15 protein-coding genes and 2 pseudogenes are annotated in these 20,513 nt (G+C 72.1%); 8 read left to right on the top strand and 9 right to left on the bottom strand.

Annotated features, from left to right (window positions below; translation table 11 throughout):
* The first annotated feature begins 33 nt into the window (after nucleotides 1–33).
* Nucleotides 34–2,544, top strand: coding sequence for a DEAD/DEAH box helicase (locus ACIOWN_RS20450; RefSeq protein ID WP_362350116.1), 2,511 nt, complete (start codon nucleotides 34–36; stop codon nucleotides 2,542–2,544).
* 422 nt (nucleotides 2,545–2,966) lie between these two features.
* Here the strand turns inward: ACIOWN_RS20450 and ACIOWN_RS20445 are convergent.
* The 7 genes and pseudogenes from ACIOWN_RS20445 to ssd all read right to left on the bottom strand — a co-directional run.
* Nucleotides 2,967–3,338 (bottom strand): annotated as a pseudogene (locus ACIOWN_RS20445) (Rv3654c family TadE-like protein); the annotation flags it as partial.
* 59 nt (nucleotides 3,339–3,397) lie between these two features.
* Nucleotides 3,398–3,745: a TadE family type IV pilus minor pilin gene (locus ACIOWN_RS20440; protein ID WP_401983036.1), complete on the bottom strand. Its 348-nt coding sequence runs from the start codon at nucleotides 3,743–3,745 to the stop codon at nucleotides 3,398–3,400.
* 61 nt (nucleotides 3,746–3,806) lie between these two features.
* Nucleotides 3,807–3,998: a DUF4244 domain-containing protein gene (locus ACIOWN_RS20435; RefSeq protein ID WP_362350110.1), complete on the bottom strand. Its 192-nt coding sequence runs from the start codon at nucleotides 3,996–3,998 to the stop codon at nucleotides 3,807–3,809.
* A gap of 83 nt (nucleotides 3,999–4,081) precedes the next feature.
* The gene (locus ACIOWN_RS20430; protein WP_401983034.1) at nucleotides 4,082–4,921 is read right to left on the bottom strand and encodes a type II secretion system F family protein; all 840 of its coding nucleotides are present in this window, start codon (nucleotides 4,919–4,921) and stop codon (nucleotides 4,082–4,084) included.
* Entirely contained in the window at nucleotides 4,879–5,769 is an 891-nt protein-coding gene (locus tag ACIOWN_RS20425) for a type II secretion system F family protein (protein WP_401983032.1), read from the bottom strand. Before ACIOWN_RS20425 ends, ACIOWN_RS20430 begins: the two co-directional genes overlap by 43 nt.
* Nucleotides 5,762–6,937, bottom strand: coding sequence for a TadA family conjugal transfer-associated ATPase (locus ACIOWN_RS20420; protein ID WP_362350360.1), 1,176 nt, complete (start codon nucleotides 6,935–6,937; stop codon nucleotides 5,762–5,764). The genes ACIOWN_RS20425 and ACIOWN_RS20420 overlap by 8 nt, the downstream gene beginning before the upstream one ends.
* Nucleotides 6,938–7,011: 74 nt before the next feature.
* Nucleotides 7,012–8,115, bottom strand: a complete 1,104-nt coding sequence (ssd, locus tag ACIOWN_RS20415) for a septum site-determining protein Ssd (protein ID WP_362350103.1) — start codon at nucleotides 8,113–8,115, stop codon at nucleotides 7,012–7,014.
* Between the two features lie 555 nt (nucleotides 8,116–8,670).
* On the opposite strand from ssd, the gene ACIOWN_RS20410 reads away from it, so the two are divergent.
* Nucleotides 8,671–9,504 carry an HAD-IB family hydrolase gene (locus tag ACIOWN_RS20410; RefSeq protein ID WP_362350100.1) on the top strand — a complete coding sequence of 278 codons (834 nt, stop codon included), beginning with the start codon at nucleotides 8,671–8,673 and terminating at the stop codon, nucleotides 9,502–9,504.
* A 371-nt stretch (nucleotides 9,505–9,875) separates the two neighbouring features.
* Here ACIOWN_RS20410 and ACIOWN_RS20405 read toward each other — a convergent pair whose 3' ends face one another.
* Nucleotides 9,876–10,736 carry an oxidoreductase gene (locus ACIOWN_RS20405; RefSeq protein ID WP_362350098.1) on the bottom strand — a complete coding sequence of 287 codons (861 nt, stop codon included), beginning with the start codon at nucleotides 10,734–10,736 and terminating at the stop codon, nucleotides 9,876–9,878.
* A gap of 100 nt (nucleotides 10,737–10,836) precedes the next feature.
* Between ACIOWN_RS20405 and ACIOWN_RS20400 the strand changes: the two genes are divergently transcribed.
* Entirely contained in the window at nucleotides 10,837–11,817 is a 981-nt protein-coding gene (locus ACIOWN_RS20400; RefSeq protein ID WP_362350096.1) for an ATP-binding protein, read from the top strand.
* A gap of 97 nt (nucleotides 11,818–11,914) precedes the next feature.
* Here ACIOWN_RS20400 and ACIOWN_RS20395 read toward each other — a convergent pair whose 3' ends face one another.
* On the bottom strand, nucleotides 11,915–13,177 hold the full coding sequence (locus tag ACIOWN_RS20395) for a hypothetical protein (RefSeq protein ID WP_362350093.1): 1,263 nt from the start codon (nucleotides 13,175–13,177) through the stop codon (nucleotides 11,915–11,917).
* Between the two features lie 303 nt (nucleotides 13,178–13,480).
* Between ACIOWN_RS20395 and ACIOWN_RS20390 the strand changes: the two are divergent.
* The 5 genes and pseudogenes from ACIOWN_RS20390 to ACIOWN_RS20370 form a co-directional block, all read left to right on the top strand.
* Nucleotides 13,481–15,010: pseudogene (locus ACIOWN_RS20390) on the top strand (SulP family inorganic anion transporter); the annotation flags it as partial.
* 244 nt (nucleotides 15,011–15,254) lie between these two features.
* Complete coding sequence (gene acs / locus ACIOWN_RS20385) at nucleotides 15,255–17,219, top strand: acetate--CoA ligase (protein WP_401983029.1); 1,965 nt, start codon at nucleotides 15,255–15,257, stop codon at nucleotides 17,217–17,219.
* A gap of 222 nt (nucleotides 17,220–17,441) precedes the next feature.
* Nucleotides 17,442–18,881, top strand: a complete 1,440-nt coding sequence (nhaA, locus tag ACIOWN_RS20380; protein WP_362350088.1) for a Na+/H+ antiporter NhaA — start codon at nucleotides 17,442–17,444, stop codon at nucleotides 18,879–18,881.
* Nucleotides 18,882–18,995: 114 nt separating this feature from the next.
* Entirely contained in the window at nucleotides 18,996–19,490 is a 495-nt protein-coding gene (locus ACIOWN_RS20375; RefSeq protein WP_362350085.1) for a phage holin family protein, read from the top strand.
* Complete coding sequence (locus ACIOWN_RS20370) at nucleotides 19,487–20,437, top strand: alpha/beta hydrolase (protein WP_362350082.1); 951 nt, start codon at nucleotides 19,487–19,489, stop codon at nucleotides 20,435–20,437. The genes ACIOWN_RS20375 and ACIOWN_RS20370 overlap by 4 nt, the downstream gene beginning before the upstream one ends.
* Nucleotides 20,438–20,513 lie beyond the last annotated feature (76 nt).

The raw sequence follows: 20,513 nt of genomic DNA, 5'->3' as shown, positions 1-20,513 counted from the left end.
GCTTGAAGCCCCCGGGACGGTTCGCCAGCCGCGATGGCATTCAATCACTTACCGGCAGGCGTGCACGACGCCTTGGTCCCATTGTCCTGCACGTCGGTGACAGACTCGGTGCCGATGGCCAAGAATCACCGATCCGATCGATCCCCGGCTGCCCCCGTCACCCGCCTGGCACCGGGCACGGTCCTCGACCGGCTCGCCGCGGGGCAGAACCGGGCTGCGCGCATCACTCATACGGAGCACTTGCCCCCGCGCGCGGGGCGCCATGCCGTCTGGCCCGACCGGATTCGGCCGGAGGTGATCTCGGCGGTCCAGGCGTGCGGGATCGAGCACCCGTGGGCGCACCAGGCTCGCGCCGCGGAACACGCCCTGGACGGCGACTCCGTCGTAGTCGCCACCGGCACCGCGTCCGGCAAGTCCCTGGCCTACCTCGTCCCGGTGCTCTCGACGCTGCTGGACGGTTCCGAGGCGGCCAACGGCCGCGGCGCCACCACCCTGTACCTGGCCCCCACCAAGGCCCTCGCGGCCGACCAGTGCCGCGCGGTGAAGGAACTCGCCCGGCCGCTGGGCAAGGCCGTACGCCCGGCGGTGTACGACGGCGACACCCCGCCCGAGGAACGCGAGTGGATCCGCCAGTACGCCAACCACGTCCTGACCAACCCCGACATGCTGCACCGCGGGATCCTGCCCTCGCACCCGCGCTGGTCCTCCTTCCTGCGGGCCCTGAAGTACGTCGTCATCGACGAATGCCACACCTACCGCGGTGTCTTCGGCTCCCATGTCGCCCAGGTCCTGCGCCGACTGCGCCGGCTGTGCGCGCGCTACGGCGCCTCTCCGGTCTTCCTGCTGGCCTCGGCCACCGCGGCGGAGCCCGCGGTGGCCGCCCGCCGCCTCACCGGCGTGCCCGTGGTGGAGGTGGCCGACGACGCCTCGCCCCGCGGTGAACTGGTGTTCGCCCTCTGGGAGCCCCCGCTGACCGAGCTGCGGGGAGAACGGGGCGCGCCCGTCCGGCGTACCGCCACCGCCGAGACGGCGGACCTGCTGACCGACCTCGCCCTCCAGGGCGTGCGCTCGGTCGCCTTCGTACGGTCCCGGCGCAGCGCCGAGCTGATCTCGGTGATCGCCCAGGAGCGGCTGGCCGAGATCGACCGGCCGCTCTCCCGGCGTGTCGCGGCCTACCGGGGCGGCTACCTGCCCGAGGAGCGCCGCGCCCTGGAACGCGCCCTGCACTCCGGCGAACTCCTGGGCCTGGCCGCCACGACCGCCCTGGAACTGGGCGTGGACGTGTCCGGCCTGGACGCCGTGCTAATCGCCGGATACCCGGGCACCCGCGCCTCCCTGTGGCAGCAGGCGGGCCGCGCGGGACGCTCCGGTCAGGGCGCCCTCGCGGTGCTGGTCGCCCGCGACGACCCGCTGGACACCTTCCTCGTCCACCATCCCGACGCCCTGTTCGACCAGCCGGTCGAGTCCACGGTCCTCGACCCCGACAATCCGTACGTCCTCGCCCCGCACCTGTGCGCGGCCGCCGCCGAGCTGCCGCTCACCGACGAGGACACCGAACTGTTCGGCCCGGCCTGCGCCGAGCTGCTGCCGCAGCTGGAGGCCGCGAAGCTGCTGCGCCGCCGGACGAAGGCCTGGCACTGGACCCGCCGGGAGCGGGCCGCGGAGCTCACCGACATCCGCGGCGAGGGCGGGCGGCCGGTGCAGATCGTCGAGTCCGGCACCGGCCGGCTGCTCGGCACGGTCGACGCGGGCGCCGCGCACACCTCGGTCCACGAGGGCGCGGTCCACCTGCACCAGGGCCGCACGTACCTGGTGCGCTCCCTCGACCTGGACGACTCGGTCGCCCTGGTGGAGGAGGCCGCCCCGCCGTACACGACGGTCGCCCGCGACACGACGGCGATCTCTGTCCTGGAGACGGACACCGAGGTGCCGTGGGGCGACGGCCGCCTGTGCTACGGCTCCGTCGAGGTCACCAACCAGGTGGTCTCCTTCCTGCGCAGACGTGTCATCACCGGCGAAGTGCTCGGCGAGACGAAACTCGACCTCCCTCCTCGTACGCTGCGCACCCGCGCGGTGTGGTGGACGGTCACCGAGGACCAGCTCGACGAGGCCCGCGTCAACCCGGAGATCCTCGGCGGCGCCCTGCACGCGGCGGAGCACGCGTCGATCGGCATGCTGCCCCTGTTCGCCACCTGCGACCGGTGGGACATCGGCGGCGTGTCCGTCCCGCTGCACCCCGACACGCTGCTGCCCACGGTCTTCGTCTACGACGGCCATCCGGGCGGCGCGGGCTTCGCCGAGCGCGCCTTCCACACCGCGCGCGCCTGGCTCTCCGCCACCCGCGAGGCCATCGCCTCCTGCGAGTGCGACTCCGGCTGCCCGTCCTGCATCCAGTCCCCCAAGTGCGGCAACGGCAACGACCCGCTGCACAAGAGGGGGGCGGTACGTCTGCTGACGGTGCTGCTGAAGGCGGCTCCGGAGGAAGAGGCGGCGGAGGCGGGGGCGGAGACGAGGGCTGAGATCGGGGCGGAGACCGAGGTCTAGGGTCTTTCGTTTGGATCAGGCCGGATCAGGGAGCGGGGTCTGGTGCCGTGCATCGCAAGGCGGAGGAGGGCGGCAGGGCGGAGCCCTGACAACCGACGACAACGCCGCAAGGTGCGGTGCCAGGGCCCGCGAGCCCGGCATGATCCAAACGAGAGGCCCTAGGCGAATGCTTGGGCGAAGGCGGGGACTTGGCCCACTCGGGTGACAGGTGGCGGCGCGGTGGATCCGGCGGGGGCCGTGGGCCCGGCTATGGAGCCCGCAGAGGGCGTCAAGCCGGCTGTCCCTGCCCTGGATGTCGCAGGGGCCCTGGACCGGGCCATGGGTCCTCCAGGCCGCACGGACCCTGCCGTCGGCTCCCCTGGCCCCGTCGCCCCTGCCGTGGGCTTGGCGGGGCCCGCAGGCGTGTCCGCTGGGGCAACCGGTCCCACGGGAGCGTCCGCCGGGATCGCCGGACCCGCTCTCGCCCTCACCTCCGCGGTGAAGGGCCCCCGTCGCGCCGCCGCCGTGACGTCCGAGGTGTCGCCCACGACCGCGCACCGGACGAGCCGGGCGCCCTGCGCCCGGGCCACCTTCTCCGCCCGCGCACAGGCGACGGTGCCGCCCTCGGCCCAGTGGCCCGCCGCCGCCAGAGCGGCGAGGTCGGCGGCCCCGGCCGTGCGGTGCCGGTCAACTACCGCCTCCCCCAGGGCGAGACCGGTGCCGAACACCACGCACAACAGGGCGATCGCGCCGACGCTCCACACGGTGGCGGAACCACGGTCCGGCAGACGGCACCCTCGACACCCGCTACGGATGAGCCGGCGGAAGCGGCGGAACCCCGCGATGCGGCCCCTCGACCTCCCCGTCCTCCGCTTCACGTCCCCGCTCCCCGCTGGGCGCGCGTCCCGACCATGTCCTCCGCCTCCGCCACGGCTTCCTCCCTCAGCTGGAAGGGCAGCACGCCCAGCCCCGGCGGGTCGGCCACGACGACCACGTGCACGTGATCTCCCCGGCGGGTCACCGTGACCTTCGCACCGTGCGGTGCCACGTCCCGGGCCACTCGGGTCACCGAGCCCTCTGGGTCCTGGCGGGCGGCGGCCCGAGCCCCCGCCCGTGCCGCGTCCACGCACTGGATCTGCGCGAGCACCACCAGCAGGACCCAGACCAGCGTCGTCACCACGAGCACCAGCACGGGCAGGACCATGGCGGCCTCCGCAGTCACGAACCCCGCGTCGGCGGCCACCCGTTCAGCTCGGCGTGCCCGCGCCTGTGCCCGTGCCCGATCACATCCGCGCACTGAGCGCTCGCTTCACGATGTTCTGCAACTCCGTCTTGACCTGGCCGCTCGTCACCACCTCGTAGAGCAGGACGGCGAACGCCACCGCCGCGATGATCCCCATCGCGTACTCGGACGTCACCATTCCCGCGTCCCGGCACATCAGGGCACGCAGCCGTGCCCGTACCTTTCCGTACATCTCAACCCCCGTGAGGTCTCGGTCTGCTGCTTGGTCCGTTGCTTGCCTGTTGGTTCTCTGTCGGTTCCGTTCCGCCGCCGCCCTCAGCCACCACCTCCGCCCAGCAGTCCGCCCGCGAGGCCGATCAGCACGGGCAACACGCCCACCGCGACGAAGGCGGGCAGGAAACACAGCCCCACCGGTGCGGTGACCAGTACGGCCGCCCGGCGTGCCCTGGCCGTCGCGGTGCGCGCCCGGTCGGCGCGGACGTCGGCCGCGAGCCGGGCGGCCGGGCCCGCGGCGGGGAGGCCCGACTCGTCGGCCCGCTCCAGCAGCCGTGCCAGGGCCGCGGCTCCCGGTATCGAGGCGAGTCCGCGCCAGGCGTCTGCCGGCTGCCCGCCGAGCCGGACCTGGGCGGCTCCCCGGGCCAGCGCGTCCCCGACGGGACCACCCAGGGCCTCTCCGACGGCCTGGGCGGCGATCACCGGGCCGGCACCGGCCGCGACACAGGCCGCCAGCAGGTCGGCCGCGAGCGGAAGTTGACGGGCGGCTTCGACCGCGCCGGACTCCGCTTCGGGACGACTCGCCGTCCGCCGCCGCCACTGCCACATCCCGGCCGCCCCGGCGAGCCCGAGCACGAGCCCGGTCAGCCCGCCGACCAGCACCCACCCGGCCCCGGCGACACCCACCGCCGGCAAGCACTGCCGCAGGTCACTTGTCGCACGGAGCCGTGCACGCGAGCGCCGTGCCTCCTCCGCCGTCCGCTCCGTCCCCAGCAGCGCGGCCGTCCGCCGCCGCGCTCTCCGCTCCCGGCCCATCGCCTCCATCCATCTCACCGTCAGCCACAGGAGCGCCGCCGCCCCCGCGACCGTCCCCAGCCTGTGGACAACACCACCCGCGCTCACATCGCCTCCGCCGCTCGCACGATCCGCAAGGCCCACCACAGGCCCGCGCCCTCCAGCACGCCACCGATGACCAGGCAGCCCAGACCCGCTCCCGTGTGCAGCAGCACCCGCAAGGGGTCGGCCCCCATGGCCGTGCCCAGCAGGAGTCCGAGGGCCGGCAGGCCGGCGAGCATGACGGCCGTGACCCTGGCCCCTGACAACTGGGCCCGCAGATCGGCACGTTGGTCGCGCTCCGCCCGCAGTGCCCCTTCGAGCCGGTCCAGCCCGGCCGCCAGGCCCGCGCCCTGGTCCACGGCCACCCGCCAGCAGGCCGCGAGGCCGCGCAGGCCCTCGGCCCCCGGCTGCCGGGCCGCCCCGGCGAGCGCGGCGGGCACGTCCCCGCCGAACCGGGCCGCCGCCAGCACCGCCGCCTGCGCGTCGCCGAGCCCGCCCGAGTCGCGCGCGGCGCAAAGCAGCGCCTCGCCCGGCTGCCGCCCGGCCCGCACCTCTCCGGCGAGGGCCCCGCACAGGGCGATCACCGCGTCCGCCTGCCGCTCCTGCCGTCGGCGCGCCGCCCGGGCGAGCCGGGTACGGCGCAGCAGCGGCACCCCGACCGCCCCCGCGACGACCGGCAGCACCGAGGCGCCCAGCACCGCGAGCACCAGCCCGGCGGCCGCTGCCCACCACTCGCCGCGCAACCGTCCTCGGGCTTGAGCCAGTTGGCGAAGGATCCGGTCGGAGGGTGGCTGTCCCGGGCCCTCCGGCCCGCCGCCGGCGAACAGCACCCGCGCCCGCCGTGCCGCAGAGTGCCACCCGCCCAGCAGCCACACGGCCGGCAGCCACACGGCCGCCCCGGCACACACCGCGCCCGCGGCCACCCGGACCGAACCCCAGAACCCCTCATCCATCGCGGTCCTCACCTCCTCTCCCGCTCTCCCTCCGGAGCAGCCCCCGCAGCCGCTCCCACCCCGGTTCCGCCACGAATGCCTCCGCGCCCCAGCGCAGCGCCGGCACGGTCCGCACCAGTCCCGAGGCATCCCGCTCCAGCACCCGCACCTCGGCGATCCGCCGCCTCCCGGAACGGTCCCGCACGAGGTGCAGCACCACCGACAGCGCGGCTGCCAACTGGCTGTGCAGCGCTGCCCGGTCGAGCCCGGCGGCGGTGCCCAGCGCCTCCAGCCGGGCGGGGACGTCCGCCGCTGCGTTGGCGTGCACCGTGCCGCAGCCGCCTTCGTGGCCAGTGTTGAGGGCGGCCAGCAGATGGACCACCTCGCCGCCGCGCACCTCGCCCACGACCAGTCGGTCCGGCCGCATCCGCAGTGCCTGCCGCACCAGGTCCTCGAGGGTGACCAGGCCCGCGCCCTCCTGGTTGGCGGGTCTGGTCTCCAGGCGGACGACGTGCGGATGGTCGGGTCGCAGCTCCGCGGAGTCCTCGGCGAGGACGATCCGCTCACCGGGCCCGGCGAGCCCGAGCAGCGCGCTGAGCAGGGTGGTCTTCCCGGTTCCGGTCCCTCCGCTGATGAGGAAGGACAGCCGGGCCTCGATCAGCGCCCGCAGTACGCGGTCCCCGCCGGGCGGCACCGTGCCCGCCGCGACCAGTTCCTCCAGCGTGAACGCGCGTGGCCGTACGACCCGCAGGGACAGGCAGGTGCAGCCGACGGCGACGGGAGGCAGCACGGCGTGCAGCCGGGTGCCGTCGGGCAGCCGGGCGTCGACCCATGGCCGGGCGTCGTCCAGCCGGCGGCCGGCCACGGCGGCCAGGCGCTGCGCGAGGCGCCGTACGGCAGCCGCGTCGGGGAAGGCGACGGCGGCCCGCTCCAGTCCGCCGCCCCGGTCCACCCACACCCGGTCCGGGGCCGACACGAGGACGTCGGTCACCGACGGATCGGCCAGCAACGGCTCCAGTGGACCGCTGCCGATCAGTTCGGAGCGCAACCGCTCGGCCGCGCCGAGCACTTCCGCGTCCCCGAGCACCCGGCCCTGTTCGCGCAGGGCCTGCGCGACCCGCGCGGGCGTCGGCTCGGCCCCGTTCTCGGCGAGCCACTGCCGTACGCCGTCCAGCAACTCCACCGGCATGCGGGGCCCGTTGGCGGGCGCGGGCTCGTCCAGCGCGTCCGCGGGCGCCGTCCGCAGGTGTTCGGCAACCGTCCTCATGCGGCCGCCGCCTCGATCAGTGCCCGCTCCCAGAAGGCGGTGCAGAAGCGGGCGAGCGGTCCGCGCGCCACCGCGCCGGGCGGGGTCCTGCCCTCGCCGGAGCGCCGCAGTGCCGACTCCACGGGCACCTCGCCCGCCAGCGGCAGGCCGAGCAGCCTGGCCACCTCACGGTCGTCGAGCCCGGGCGCGTACGGCCCCCGGACCGCCACCCGCAGATCGCGCAGGACCATGCCGACCGCCGACGCCACCCGTGCCGCGGCCGCCACGGCGCGCAGTTCGGCGGGGACCACGAGCAGGCCGAGGTCGATCTGGGCGAGCGCCTCGGCGACCCCTTCGTCGACGCGGCGGGGCAGGTCGACCACCACGGCGCCGCCGCGCCGACGGGCGGCGGCCAGCACCGCCCGGACGGCCTGCGGTGGGACGGCCACGCAGTCGCCACGGTCCCAGCTGAGCACGCGCAGCGAGTGCAGTTCGGGCAGCGACTCCTCCAGGGCGCCGCCGCCGACTCTTCCGCGCGAGGCGGCGAACGCGGGCCAGCGCAGCCCGTCGGCCGTCTCCCCGCCCAGCAGGACGTCGAGGCCGCCGCCCAGCGGATCCGCGTCCACGAGCAGGGTACGCAGGCCCTCCCGGGCGGAGGTGACGGCGAGGGCGCAGGCCAGGGTGGACGCGCCCGCTCCGCCGCGGCCGCCGATGACGCCCACGGTGAGCGCGGGACGGCCGACGCCCTCGGCGACGTCGGCGATGCGGTCGACCAGCCACTGCTCGCCGTCGGGCAGCACCAGCACGTGGTCCGCGCCGATCTCGATGGCGCGCCGCCAGATCCCGGAGTCGTCCTGGTCTCGGCCGACCAGCACCACTCCGCGCCGGCGGGCGGCTCCGCGCACCCGCCGGGCGGCGTCGTCGCCGACCAGTACCAGCGGTGCCGTCTCCCAGCCACCTCTGCGCTCGGGAAGACCGTGATGGACCTCGGGGGTGGCGCCGGCCGCCGCGCACAGGCGCAGCAGGTCGTCGAGGAGTCCGGCGTCCTCGGTGACGATCAGTGGTCTGCCCTGCAACCCTCCGGCCTCGGGCGGTGGATCGTGTGTGACGGTTCCGGCCACGGGTCGGACCCCCTTCGCTGCTTCTTTCGCGTGGACCGTGCGGCCCCGCGAATCCCGAACATGAGAAGAACCGGCGATCGGCCTTCCTTTGGGCGGCCGATACGGAACCGGCCAAGAACTCGCCGGGAGCGGTGCGCGTCGGGAATCACGGTGCAGTGATCCGGAAAATCGTGTGGATCTTGGTCAAAAACTGTGGACGACTCGATGGCTGTGAATATCGCCGTCACCCATACCGGTGACCCGTGTACTGGTTCCCGTGCGACTTCCACAGAGCAGCGACACAACTACGCACGGTGACAGATCGCGGAGATGACCCAAACCCACGTGATGCGGCCGATTCGGCTCGGCAACCACGGACAGAAAGGGAGAAACCCACCCGGACATGCGACGACCCCCGCCGGGGGGGAGAGCGGGGGTCGTCTTCACGGCCGACTCGGGGGGGGAGGAGTCGGACCGCGTTGGCACGGTCGCGAACGATCCGTGACTTCCATGGTGTACCCGAGAGCCTTCTCAGGCAAACCCACACGCCCACCTTACGCCGAATGGGCTGCCCCTATGCTCAGGGGCGTGGAAAACCACTCCTTGCCCCGCACAGCGGCCTTCTTCGATCTGGACAAGACGGTCATTGCGAAGTCGAGCACGCTCACCTTCAGCAAGTCGTTCTACCAAGGCGGACTGATCAACCGCAGGGCCGTGTTGCGAACGGCGTACGCCCAGTTCGTCTTCCTCGCCGGCGGCGCCGACCACGACCAGATGGAGCGCATGCGCGAGTACCTGTCCGCGCTGTGCCGCGGCTGGAACGTGCGGCAGGTCAAGGAGATCGTCGCCGAGACGCTGCACGACCTGATCGACCCGATCATCTACGACGAGGCCGCGTCCCTCATCGAGGAGCACCACACCGCCGGCCGCGACGTGGTCATCGTGTCCACGTCGGGCGCGGAGGTGGTCGAGCCGATCGGCGAACTGCTGGGCGCGGACCGCGTGGTGGCCACCCGGATGGTGGTGGGGGAGGACGGCTGCTTCACCGGCGAGGTGGAGTACTACGCCTACGGCCCGACGAAGGCGGAGGCGATCCGCGAGCTGGCCGAGTCCGAGGGGTACGACCTCAGCCGCTGCTACGCCTACAGCGACTCGGTGACCGATCTGCCGATGCTGGAGTCGGTCGGGCATCCGCACGCCGTGAACCCCGACCGGGCGCTGCGCCGGGAGGCCGTCGCGCGCGCGTGGCCGGTTCTCGACTTCCACCGGCCGGTGCGGCTCAAGCAGCGGCTGCCCGCCCTCTCGGTGCCGCCGCGTCCGGCCCTGGTCGCGATGGCGGCCATAGGCGCGGCGGCGGCCACCGCGGGACTCGTCTGGTACACGAGCCGGCGCCGGAATTCGATCGCCTGATTCGCCGCTCGGCCGCCTTGAAATGCCGCACGGCACCAGCGCGTCCGTTTAGCTCCTGTTTGAACCTGAAAGTAAAGAAGTGCAGCCGGGGGTTCCGCTTGTACCCCGCTTGCAGTACAAAGGACTCGACGGCCCGCGAGACCGGAGGACATCCGCAAGGATCACCTTCAACAGCGCTATTGGCCCCACGGACCGAGCATGAACACCGGGCACCCACGCGACGTCGACCCGTCGATTACGGGCCAGCCGCACCAGGTGACGGGCAAAGATCCCGGCCTGATGGGCGACATATCGAGGACGCTTGGTAACTCGGTGCTCATGCCAGCGGCGGTACGAGTTCTCGTACCGCCGCAACCCTGTGTCCGGGTCCGTCACGCCGCTCCGCGCTGAAGCGCCTCGCACACCGCCGTGGACTCGCGCGCCCCCAGCTCCACCGCCCTGGCGCAGTGGGCGATCCAGGCCGCCATGCCCTCCGGGGTACCGGAGACATAGCCGTCCAGGGCCGTCAGGTAGGCCGCGCGGCCAAGTTCGGCGTGGCCGACCTCGGCGGGGCAGACCGACTTGGGGTCGAGACCGCTGCCGACCAGGACGATGCGCTCGGCCGCCCGGGCGATCAGCCCGTTGTGGGAGACGAAGGGCCGCAGCGCCAGAAGCTCGCCGTGCACAACGGCCGCCGTCACCAGGGCGGGCGCGGAGCCCCCGGCGATGATCAGTTCCGACAGCCCCTCCAGGCGTCCGGAGACCTCATCGGCGCTCGGCGGCGCCAGTTCGATCAGCGGCTCGCCGACACCCTCACCCGCCTGGCGCGGCCGTCCGACCGCGTCCTCCTGGCTCGCGGCGGCGACCAGGTGCAGCCGGGCCAGCACCCGCAGGGGCGACTGCCGCCAGATGGACAGCAGTTGCCCGGCCTCGGCCGTCAGTCTCAGGGCGGCGCCCATCACCCGCGCCTCGTCACCGCTGAAGTCGGAGCGGCGCCGCACCTCCTCCAGGGCCCAGTCCGCACCGGACAGCGCCGCGGAGCTGCGCGCAGCGCGCAGCGCCGCCTCGGAGGTGACCTCGTTGCTCCTGCGCCGCATGACCCGGTGCCCGTACACCCGGTCCACGGCCTTGCGCACGGACTCCACGGACTCGGTCACACCGGGCAGCGCACCCAGGGCCGCAAGGGGGTCCTGCCTGTTCGAGTTCGTGCGAGAGCCCGGCGGAGGCTCGGCGGTCGCGCCTGTCGTACTCATGGGTAAGACCCTACGGGCCCGAGCGCCCCACCCCACGATGGAGTGGTCTTCTTCACGCATCCCTCCACGCTCAGCGATCGAGCCACTACGCTTCGTGAACATGAAAATTGCTTTCGTCGGGAAGGGCGGCAGCGGCAAGACCACCCTGTCCTCTCTGTTCATCCGGCATCTCGCGGCCGCCGGCGCGCCCGTCGTCGCGATCGACGCCGACATCAACCAGCATCTGGGGGCCGCGCTCGGCCTGGAGGAGGCGCAGTCCGCCGCACTGCCGGCGATGGGCGACCATCTGCCGCTGATCAAGGACTGCCTGCGCGGCACCAACCCGCGCATCACCTCCGCCGAGACGATGATCAAGACGACCCCGCCGGGCGAGGGCTCGCGCCTGCTGCGCCTGTGCGAGGACAACCCGCTCTACGACGCCTGCGCGCACCCGGTGGAACTCGACGGCGAGGCCGTCCGTTTGATGGTCACCGGCCCCTTCACGGACGCCGACCTGGGGGTCGCCTGCTACCACTCCAAGACGGGTGCGGTGGAGCTGTTTCTGAACCACCTGGTGGACAGCCGCGACGAGTACGCCGTGGTCGACATGACGGCGGGCTCGGACTCCTTCGCCTCCGGCATGTTCACCCGTTTCGACATCACGTTCCTCGTCGCCGAGCCGACCCGGAAGGGGGTCTCCGTCTACCGCCAGTACAAGGAGTACGCCCGTGACTACGGGGTCGTGCTGCGTGTCGTCGGCAACAAGGTTCAGGGCCGGGACGACCTCGACTTCCTGCGCGCCGAGGTCGGGGACGACCTGCTCGTGACCGTCGGGCACTCGGACTGGGTGCGCGCCATGGAGAAGGGCCGGCCGCCCCGGTTCGAGTTCCTGGAGGACGCCAACCGCCGCGCCCTGCGCATGCTCCAGGTCGCCGCCGACGCCACCTACGAGCTGCGCGACTGGGACCGCTACACCCGCCAGATGGTGCACTTCCACCTGAAGAACGCCGCCTCGTGGGGAAACGAGCGGACCGGGGCCGACCTCGCGTCCCAGATCGACCCCGGCTTCGTCCTCGGCGAGGGCGTCACCGCCCCGGCGTGAGTCCCGCCACGGGCCCGAGTCCCAGCCGCGGCCGGGACTCCAGCCCCGGTGTGGAGCCCCGGCACGGCCCAAGGGCCCGCCATGGCTTGGAGTGCCGCTACGGCTTGGGCGCCCCGGGCACGCCCTTGGGGGCCGGGGCCGGGCGTGATGACAGGAAGGACGTCCAGCCCTGCTTCGGGGCCTCGCCGACCTCGAGGGTCCGCAGCCGGTCGAGGGTCCGCGGGTCCTGGGCGTCCAGCCAGTCGGCCAGCTGGTGGAAGGAGACGCAGCGCACGTCGGGCTTGTTGCACACCTGCTTCACGACGTCCTCGACGGCGCGCATGTAGGTGCCGCCGTTCCAGGACTCGAAGTGGTTGCCGATCACCAGCGGGGCGCGGTTGCCGTCGTAGGCCCGCTGGAAGCCCTTGAGCAGGCCGTCACGCATCTGGTTGCCCCAGTAGCCGAACTTCGCGGGGTCGCCCTGGGTCTGCGTGCCGGACTGGTTGACCATGAAGTTGTAGTCCATGGTCAGCTGCTCGAAGGTGTGCCCGGGGAAGGGCACCAGCTGCATCGACAGGTCCCACAGGCCGTCCTTCTTCTTGGGCCACTCCTGGTTGTTGACGCCGCTGCTGTCGTAACGGAAGCCCAGCCGGCTCGCCGCCTTGACGAAGTTCTTCTGGCCCTCCAGGCACGGGGTGCGGCCGCCGATGAGCTCCTTGTCGTAGTCGAAGGGCAGCGAGGCGGCGCTCTTCAAGCCTGTGTTGGTCTTCCAGGTCTTCACGAACTGCTTTGCCTGGGAGATCTCGCTCTTCCACTCGTCGACCGACCAATTTCCGACCCCGCCGTCGGGGCCGCAGAAGTGACCGTTGAAGTGGGTGCCGATCTCATTGCCCTCCAACCACGCCAGCCGTGCCTGCTCGACCGTGTCGGCGATGCCCTGCGCGTCATTGAAGCCGATGTCGGAGCTGCCCGGGGCGTGCTGCGGCGGCCGGTACAGGTCGCGCTTCTCCTGCGGGAGCAGGTACACGCCGCTGAGGAAGAAGGTCATGGTCGCGTTGTTGGCCTTGGCCACCCGGCGGAAGTGGGAGAACAGCTTCTGACTGTCCTCACCGGCCCCGTCCCAGGAGAACACGACGAACTGCGGCGGCTTCTCACCGGCCTTGAGCCGCTCCGGCCTGGGCAGGTGCGGCTGCGCTCCGGTGTACGCGGTGGACCCGTCGCCGATCAGGCGTACGACACTGCCGGGCAGTTGCGGGCCCTTCTGCGGGGCGCCGGGCGCGCCCTGCCTCGGCGCCTCGGGGCCGCTCGCGCAACCCGCGAGCGACGAGGCGCAGACCGCGGCGACGGCGACGCCCACGGCGATCCTCTGGGTGGCGGCCATGTTCCGCCCACCTTCTTCCTTCTCTCGTCCGACGCCGATACGGCGTGTGCTGGTGATGTGCCGGACGGGCCGACAGCGCCGTCAAGATCGCACGGACTGGAGAAGGAATTAGTAGGACAAGCCGACGAAAAGTCCACTTCACTCAACGAGGTGATTCACTGCCCCGTTTGAGCAGACGGTCTAGGCATGGGCTTTACGCGGCATTACGATTGCTTTACCAAGCGTTGAATCCGCCGTTCCCGCTGAATTCCTTTGATTCAGCCGCAAGTTCCGCGCCCGCGCCAACCCGAGGAGACGGTGCACATGCCGGCCTGCGCCCCCGACGACACCGCGAAGTCCGCCCGCACCGAGCGTGCCCACCCGCCCCACAGCCCGCCCCGGCGCCCACGTCGCCTCCGCCTCGCGGGCGCCGACGTGTCGGCCTCCGTCGCGGTTTTCCTGATCGCCCTGCCCCTCTCCCTCGGTATCGCTCTGGCCACCGGCGCTCCGCTGCGGGCCGGCCTCGTGGCCGCCGCCGTGGGCGGACTCGTCGCCGGACGGCTCGGCGGCTCACCGCTCCAGGTCAGCGGCCCCGCCGCCGGACTCACCGTCGTGACCGCCGATCTGATTCACCGTTATGGATGGCGTACGACCTGCGCGGTCACCGTTCTGGCCGGTCTCGCCCAACTCGCCCTCGGCTGCTTGCGCGTGGCCCGCGGCGCGCTCGCCGTCAGCCCCGCCGTCGTGCACGGCATACTCGCCGGGATCGGGGTGACCATCGCCGTCGCCCAGGTGCACATCGCCCTCGGCGGCAGCCCGCAGAGCTCCGTGATCGACAACCTCCGCGCCATGCCAGCCCAGTTGAGCGCGCTCGACCCGGCGGCCCTCGCGGTGAGCGCGCTGACCCTGGCGGTACTGCTGTCCTGGCCGCGCCTGCCCGGTCGACCAGGCCGCCTGCTGGGCAGGGTGCCGGCCGCGCTCGTCGCCGTCGCCGCGGCCACCGCCGTCGCCTCCCTCACCGGGCTGGTGCTGCCCAGGGTCGATCTGCCGTCCTGGCGCAGCCACGCCCTGGCCGGACTGCCCCAGGGGCCGGTGCTCGGGCTCGTCGCCGCGGTGCTCGGCACCACGCTGGTGTGCAGCGTGCAGTCGCTGCTCGGCGCAGTCGCCGTGGACAAGCTGGTCGCGGGCCGCGCGGGACCGGCCGCCCGGGCCGGCCGCTCGGACCTGGACCGGGAACTGCTCGGCCAGGGCGCCGCCAACGTCGTCTCCGGCGCGCTCGGCGGCCTGCCGGTCGCCGGGGTGGCCGTGCGGAGTACGGCGAATGTGCGCGCGGGTGCCGTGAGCCGGAACTCCACGATGCTGCACGGCTTTCTCGTAGTGATCGCCGCGCTGCTGATGGTCCCGGTGCTGGAGTTCGTCCCGCTCGCCTCGCTCGCCGCCCTGGTGATGGCCGTCGGCCTCCAGATGGTGTCCCCGCACCACATCCGCACGGTGACCCGCCACCGGGAGGCCCCGGTGTACGCCGCCACCGCCCTCGGCGTGGTGGTCCTCGGCATTCTGCAGGGCGTGGCTCTCGGCATCGCCGTAGCCGTCGCCGTCGCCCTGCGCCGCCTCGCCCGCACCCGCATCACGCACGAAGAGCGGAAAGGAGTCCATCACCTGGAGGTACGAGGGCAGTTGACGTTCCTCGCGGTGCCACAGCTCAGCCGGGCCCTGCATCTCGTGCCCCCGGGAACCACCGTGGTCGTCCGACTGGACGGCTCGTTCATGGATCACGCGGCGTACGAGTCACTGCGGGACTGGCAGCGGACGCACACCGCTCGGGGCGGCTCGGTCGAGCTCAGCGGCTGCCGTCACCCGGAATCCTTCACCCTGACCGAAGTGACAAAGACACCCCAGGCGGGGGCGCCCTCCCTTACGGTCAGTGACAATCAGAGCGCGCCGAGCAAGAAAGGAGTCCAGGAGTGAACCTCCGGGGACCGGCGCGCGTGACCCGTGAATGAGCGGGTGTCAGGATAAGAGGGGTTGACCGACACCCTGGGGCCCTCGGAGAATCGGGCGCATTAATTGGTCTAAACCACTGGGACGGTGTGCGACGATGGCAGACAACGAGCGTTCTTCACTCTCCAACCTCCTGAAGGAGGAGCGACGCTTCGCGCCGCCCGCCGACCTGGCCGCGAACGCCAACGTCACGTCGGACGCGTACGAGCAGGCCAAGGCCGACCGGCTCGGTTTCTGGGCGGAGCAGGCCCGTCGGCTGACCTGGGCCGTGGAGCCGACCGAGACGCTCGACTGGTCGAACCCGCCGTTCGCCAAGTGGTTCAAGGACGGCACGCTCAACGTGGCGTACAACTGCGTCGACCGGCATGTCGAGGCCGGACACGGCGACCGGGTCGCGATCCACTTCGAGGGTGAGCCCGGCGACCACCGCGCCATCACCTACGCCGAGCTCAAGGACGAGGTCTCCAAGGCCGCGAACGCCCTGCTCGAACTGGGCGTCCGAAAGGGCGACCGGGTCGCGATCTACATGCCGATGATCCCGGAGACCGCGGTCGCGATGCTGGCCTGCGCCAGGATCGGTGCCACGCACTCGGTGGTCTTCGGCGGCTTCTCCGCGGACGCGCTCGCCACCCGCATCAAGGACGCCGACGCCCGCGTCGTGATCACCGCCGACGGCGGTTACCGCCGCGGCAAGCCGTCCGCGCTCAAGCCGGCCGTCGACGAGGCGGTCGGGCGCGTGGACAACGTCGACCACGTGCTGGTGGTCCGCCGCACCGGCCAGGAGGTCGCCTGGACCGAGGGCCGGGACCTGTGGTGGCACGAGATCGTCGACCGCCAGCCGGCCGAGCACACCCCGGAGGCGTTCGAGGCGGAGCACCCGCTGTTCATCCTGTACACCTCGGGCACCACGGGGAAGCCGAAGGGCATCCTGCACACCTCCGGCGGCTACCTCACGCAGGTCGCGTACACGCACTGGGCGGTCTTCGACCTCAAGCCGGAGACCGACGTGTTCTGGTGCACCGCCGACGTCGGCTGGGTCACCGGCCACTCGTACATCGTGTACGGGCCGCTGGCCAACGGCGCGACGCAGGTCATGTACGAGGGCACGCCGGACACCCCGCACCAGGGCCGCTTCTGGGAGGTCGTGCAGAAGTACGGCGTGACGATCCTCTACACGGCGCCGACCGCGATCCGTACGTTCATGAAGTGGGGCGACGACATCCCCGCGAAGTTCGACCTGTCCTCCCTGCGCGTCCTCGGCTCGGTCGGCGAGCCGATCAACCCGGAGGCGTGGATCTGGTACCGCAAGAACATCGGCGGCGACCGCACCCCGGTCGTCGACACCTGGTGGCAGACGGAGACCGGCGGCATCATGATCTCCCCGCTGCCGGGGGTGACCGACGCCAAGCCCGGCTCGGCCCAGCGGCCGCTGCCCGGCATCTCCGCCACCGTGGTGGACGACGAGGCGAACGAGGTGCCCAACGGCGGCGGTGGCTACCTGGTGCTCACCGAGCCGTGGCCGTCGATGCTGCGCACCATCTGGGGCGACGACCAGCGGTTCATCGACACCTACTGGTCGCGGTTCGAGGGCCGCTACTTCGCCGGTGACGGTGCCAAGAAGGACGACGACGGCGACATCTGGCTGCTCGGCCGCGTGGACGACGTGATGCTCGTGTCCGGGCACAACATCTCCACCACCGAGGTCGAGTCCGCCCTCGTCTCCCACCCGTCGGTCGCCGAGGCGGCCGTGGTCGGCGCGACGGACGAGACCACCGGACAGGCGATCGTCGCCTTCGTGATCCTGCGCGGCGCGGTCACGGAGACCGAGAACCTGGTCGGCGAGCTGCGCGACCACGTCGGCTCGACCCTCGGCCCGATCGCCAAGCCCAAGCGGATCCTGCCGGTGGCGGAGCTGCCGAAGACCCGCTCCGGGAAGATCATGCGGCGCCTGCTGCGTGACGTGGCGGAGAACCGGCAGCTCGGCGACGTCACGACGCTGACCGACTCCACCGTCATGGACCTCATCCAGGCCAAGCTCCCCGCGTCGTCCAGCGAGGACTGAGCGGGGACCGCCCGGAATCCGGGCGAGGACTGAGAACGGCGTCAAGGGGCACTCGGCGCGACAAGCGCCCGGTGCCCCTTCCGCACCGGCGAAAGAAACGCCGGACCCGCTCGCCTCTGGCTTGGGTATGGTGGGCGGGACAACACAACGGAACAAACCCTCAGGTGCGCCGGGAAGTCTGGTCGGCATGTGATTCGTCATGCCCACCGACCGGAGGTTCCCGTGACCGCGCCCCGCACCGACACCCCCCGCAAGTTTCTCGGCCGCCTGTCCCTGCCCGAGCGGAACTTCGTGGCGGACGCGCTGCGCACCGAGACCGTCGGTGGTGTGATCCTCCTGCTCGCCGCGGTCGCCGCGCTGCTCTGGGCGAACATCCCCGCCCTGCGCGGCAGCTACGAGAGCGTCGGGCACTTCCACCTTGGCCCCGCCTCCCTCGGCCTGAACCTCTCCGTGGAGCACTGGGCCGCCGACGGACTGCTCGCCGTGTTCTTCTTCGTCGCCGGAATCGAGCTCAAGCGCGAACTGGTGGCCGGGGACCTGAAAGACGGCAAGGCCGCGATCCTGCCGGTGATCGCCGCGCTGTGCGGCATGGCGGTACCGGCCGTCGTCTACGTCCTGACCAATCTCGGCTCGGGCGGCTCGCTCGGCGGCTGGGCGGTGCCGACCGCGACGGACATCGCCTTCGCGCTCGCCGTCCTCGCGGTCATCGGTACCTCGCTGCCCAGCGCCCTGCGTGCCTTCCTGCTGACGCTCGCCGTCGTCGACGACCTGTTCGCGATCCTGATCATCGCCGTCTTCTTCACCGGCCACCTGAACTTCGCCGCGCTCGGCGGGGCGGCGGCCGGACTCGCCGTCTTCTGGCTGCTGCTGCGCAAGGGCGTGCGCGGTTGGTACGTGTACGTGCCGCTCGGCCTGGTCATCTGGGCGCTGATGTACAACAGCGGCGTGCACGCCACCATCGCGGGCGTCGCGATGGGCCTGATGCTGCGCTGCGCCCCCCACGAGAACGAGGAGTCCTCCCCCGGCGAGCGCATCGAACACCTCGTACGGCCTCTCTCGGCGGGCCTGGCGGTGCCGCTGTTCGCCCTGTTCAGCGCGGGCGTCTCCCTCTCGGGCGGGGCGCTGGCCAACGTGTTCACCCGGCCCGAGACACTCGGCGTCGTCCTCGGACTGATCGTCGGCAAGACCGTCGGCATCTTCGGCGGGACCTGGCTCACCGCCCGCTTCACCAGGGCGTCGCTCAGCGAGGACCTCGCCTGGGCCGACCTCTTCGCCGTGGCCACGCTCGCCGGGATCGGCTTCACCGTCTCCCTGCTCATCGGCGAACTCGCCTTCACCGGCGACGCGGCGCTCACCGACGAAGTCAAGGCCTCCGTCCTCACCGGCTCCCTCATCGCGGCGATTCTGGCCACCGTTCTGCTGAAGATACGCAACGCCCGGTACCGGAAGCTGTGCGAGTCCGAGGAGCGGGACGAGGACCTCGACGGCATCCCGGACGTCTACGAGCAGGACGACCCCGCCTACCACGTGCGCATGGCCGAAATGCACGAGCGGAAGGCCGCCGAGCACCGCAGGCTCGCCGAGGAGAAAGCAGCCGAAGGGAGCGCGGGGCTTGCCGAAGTGCCGGGCGGGGCAGGCGAGGAGGACGGCGGTCCGGCATGATCTGACGGGACGGTACAAATGACGGGAGCGTTCCCAGTCGGGCAGAAGTCAGGCAGCAGCCGGACCGAGACCGGGGGAACAGAGTCCGCAGTCAGGCAGGAGAGGAAGACCGCGATGAGCGCACCCGACGGCAGCCCGGTCGGCGCCGAACGCAGCATCGGCCAACTGTTCGCCTCGGCGACCACCGAGATGTCGGCGCTGGTGCACGACGAGATCGCACTGGCCAAGGCCCAGCTGCGGCAGGACTTCAAGCGCGGCGCGACCAGCGGCGGGGCGTTCAGCGTGGCCGGTGCGCTTCTGCTGTTCTCCCTGCCGATGCTCAACTTCGCGCTGGCGTACGGCGTTCGCACCTGGACCAACTGGAACCTCGCCCTCTGCTTCCTGGTGTCCTTCGGGGCCAACGTCCTCGTCGCCATCGTTCTGGCCCTGATCGGCGTGCTCATGGCGAAGAAGGCGAAGAAGAGCCAGGGCCCACAGAAGGTCGCCGCGTCGATGAAGGCGACGGCCGGAGTGCTCCAGAACGCCAAGCCGCACCCGCGTCAGGAGCCTGTCGCCCTGGAGGACCGCTCCCCCGCGGCCATCGAGGCTGTGGCACGCTCGACCTCATGACGGAGCCCGCCACCCCTTCGGCGCAATCGACGCCGGTCGTCCGGATCGACCTGCCCGGCGGCAGGAAGGTGACGCACCGGGACGTCGCGGCCAACGGCGCCCGCTTCCACATCGCCGAGCTGGGCGACGGACCGCTGGTCCTGCTGCTGCACGGCTTCCCGCAGTTCTGGTGGACCTGGCGGCACCAGCTTGTCGCCCTCGCCGACGCCGGTTTCCGGGCCGTCGCGATGGACCTGCGCGGCGTGGGCGGCAGCGACCGTACGCCCCGCGGTTACGACCCGGCCAACCTCGCCCTGGACATCACCGGCGTGGTCCGCTCGCTCGGCGAGCCGGACGCCGCGCTGGTCGGCCACGACCTCGGCGGCTATCTGGCGTGGACGGCGGCCGCGATGCGGCCCAAGCTGGTGCGGCGGCTCGCGGTGGTCTCGATGCCACACCCCAGGCGCTGGCGTTCGGCGATGCTCGGGGACGTCCGGCAGACCGCGGCGAGTTCCTACATCTGGGGGTTCCAGCGGCCCTGGATCCCCGAGCGGCAGCTCACCGCGGACAACGGCGCCCTGGTGGCCCGGCTCGTACGGGACTGGTCGGGGCCGCGGCTGCCGGACGACGAGGCGGTGGAGACGTACCGCCGCGCCATGTGCATCCCCTCGACGGCACACTGCTCCGTCGAGCCGTACCGCTGGCTGGTGCGCTCCCTGGCACGGCCCGACGGCATCCAGTTCTACCGCCGGATGAAGCGGCTCGTGCGCGTCCCGACACTGCATCTGCACGGCTCCCTCGACCCCGTGCAGCGCACGCGCAGCGCGGCCGGCTCGGGCGAGTACGTCGAAGCCCCCTACCGCTGGCGCCTCTTCGACGGCCTCGGCCACTTCCCGCACGAAGAGGACCCGGTGGCGTTCTCGACGGAGCTGGTCAACTGGCTGAAGGACCCCGAACCGGATCGGTGACCCGGCCGATGCGCCCGGTATCCGAACGTGAACAACTGTCCTGCGAACTGCCAATTGCCCGGCGCATAGGCCAATT

This window comes from Streptomyces sp. NPDC087787 (assembly GCF_044743035.1).
In the GTDB taxonomy this organism is placed as follows: domain Bacteria; phylum Actinomycetota; class Actinomycetes; order Streptomycetales; family Streptomycetaceae; genus Streptomyces.
Note: the sequence above shows the minus strand (reverse complement) of the source record. Positions and strands in the feature narration are given on the sequence as shown.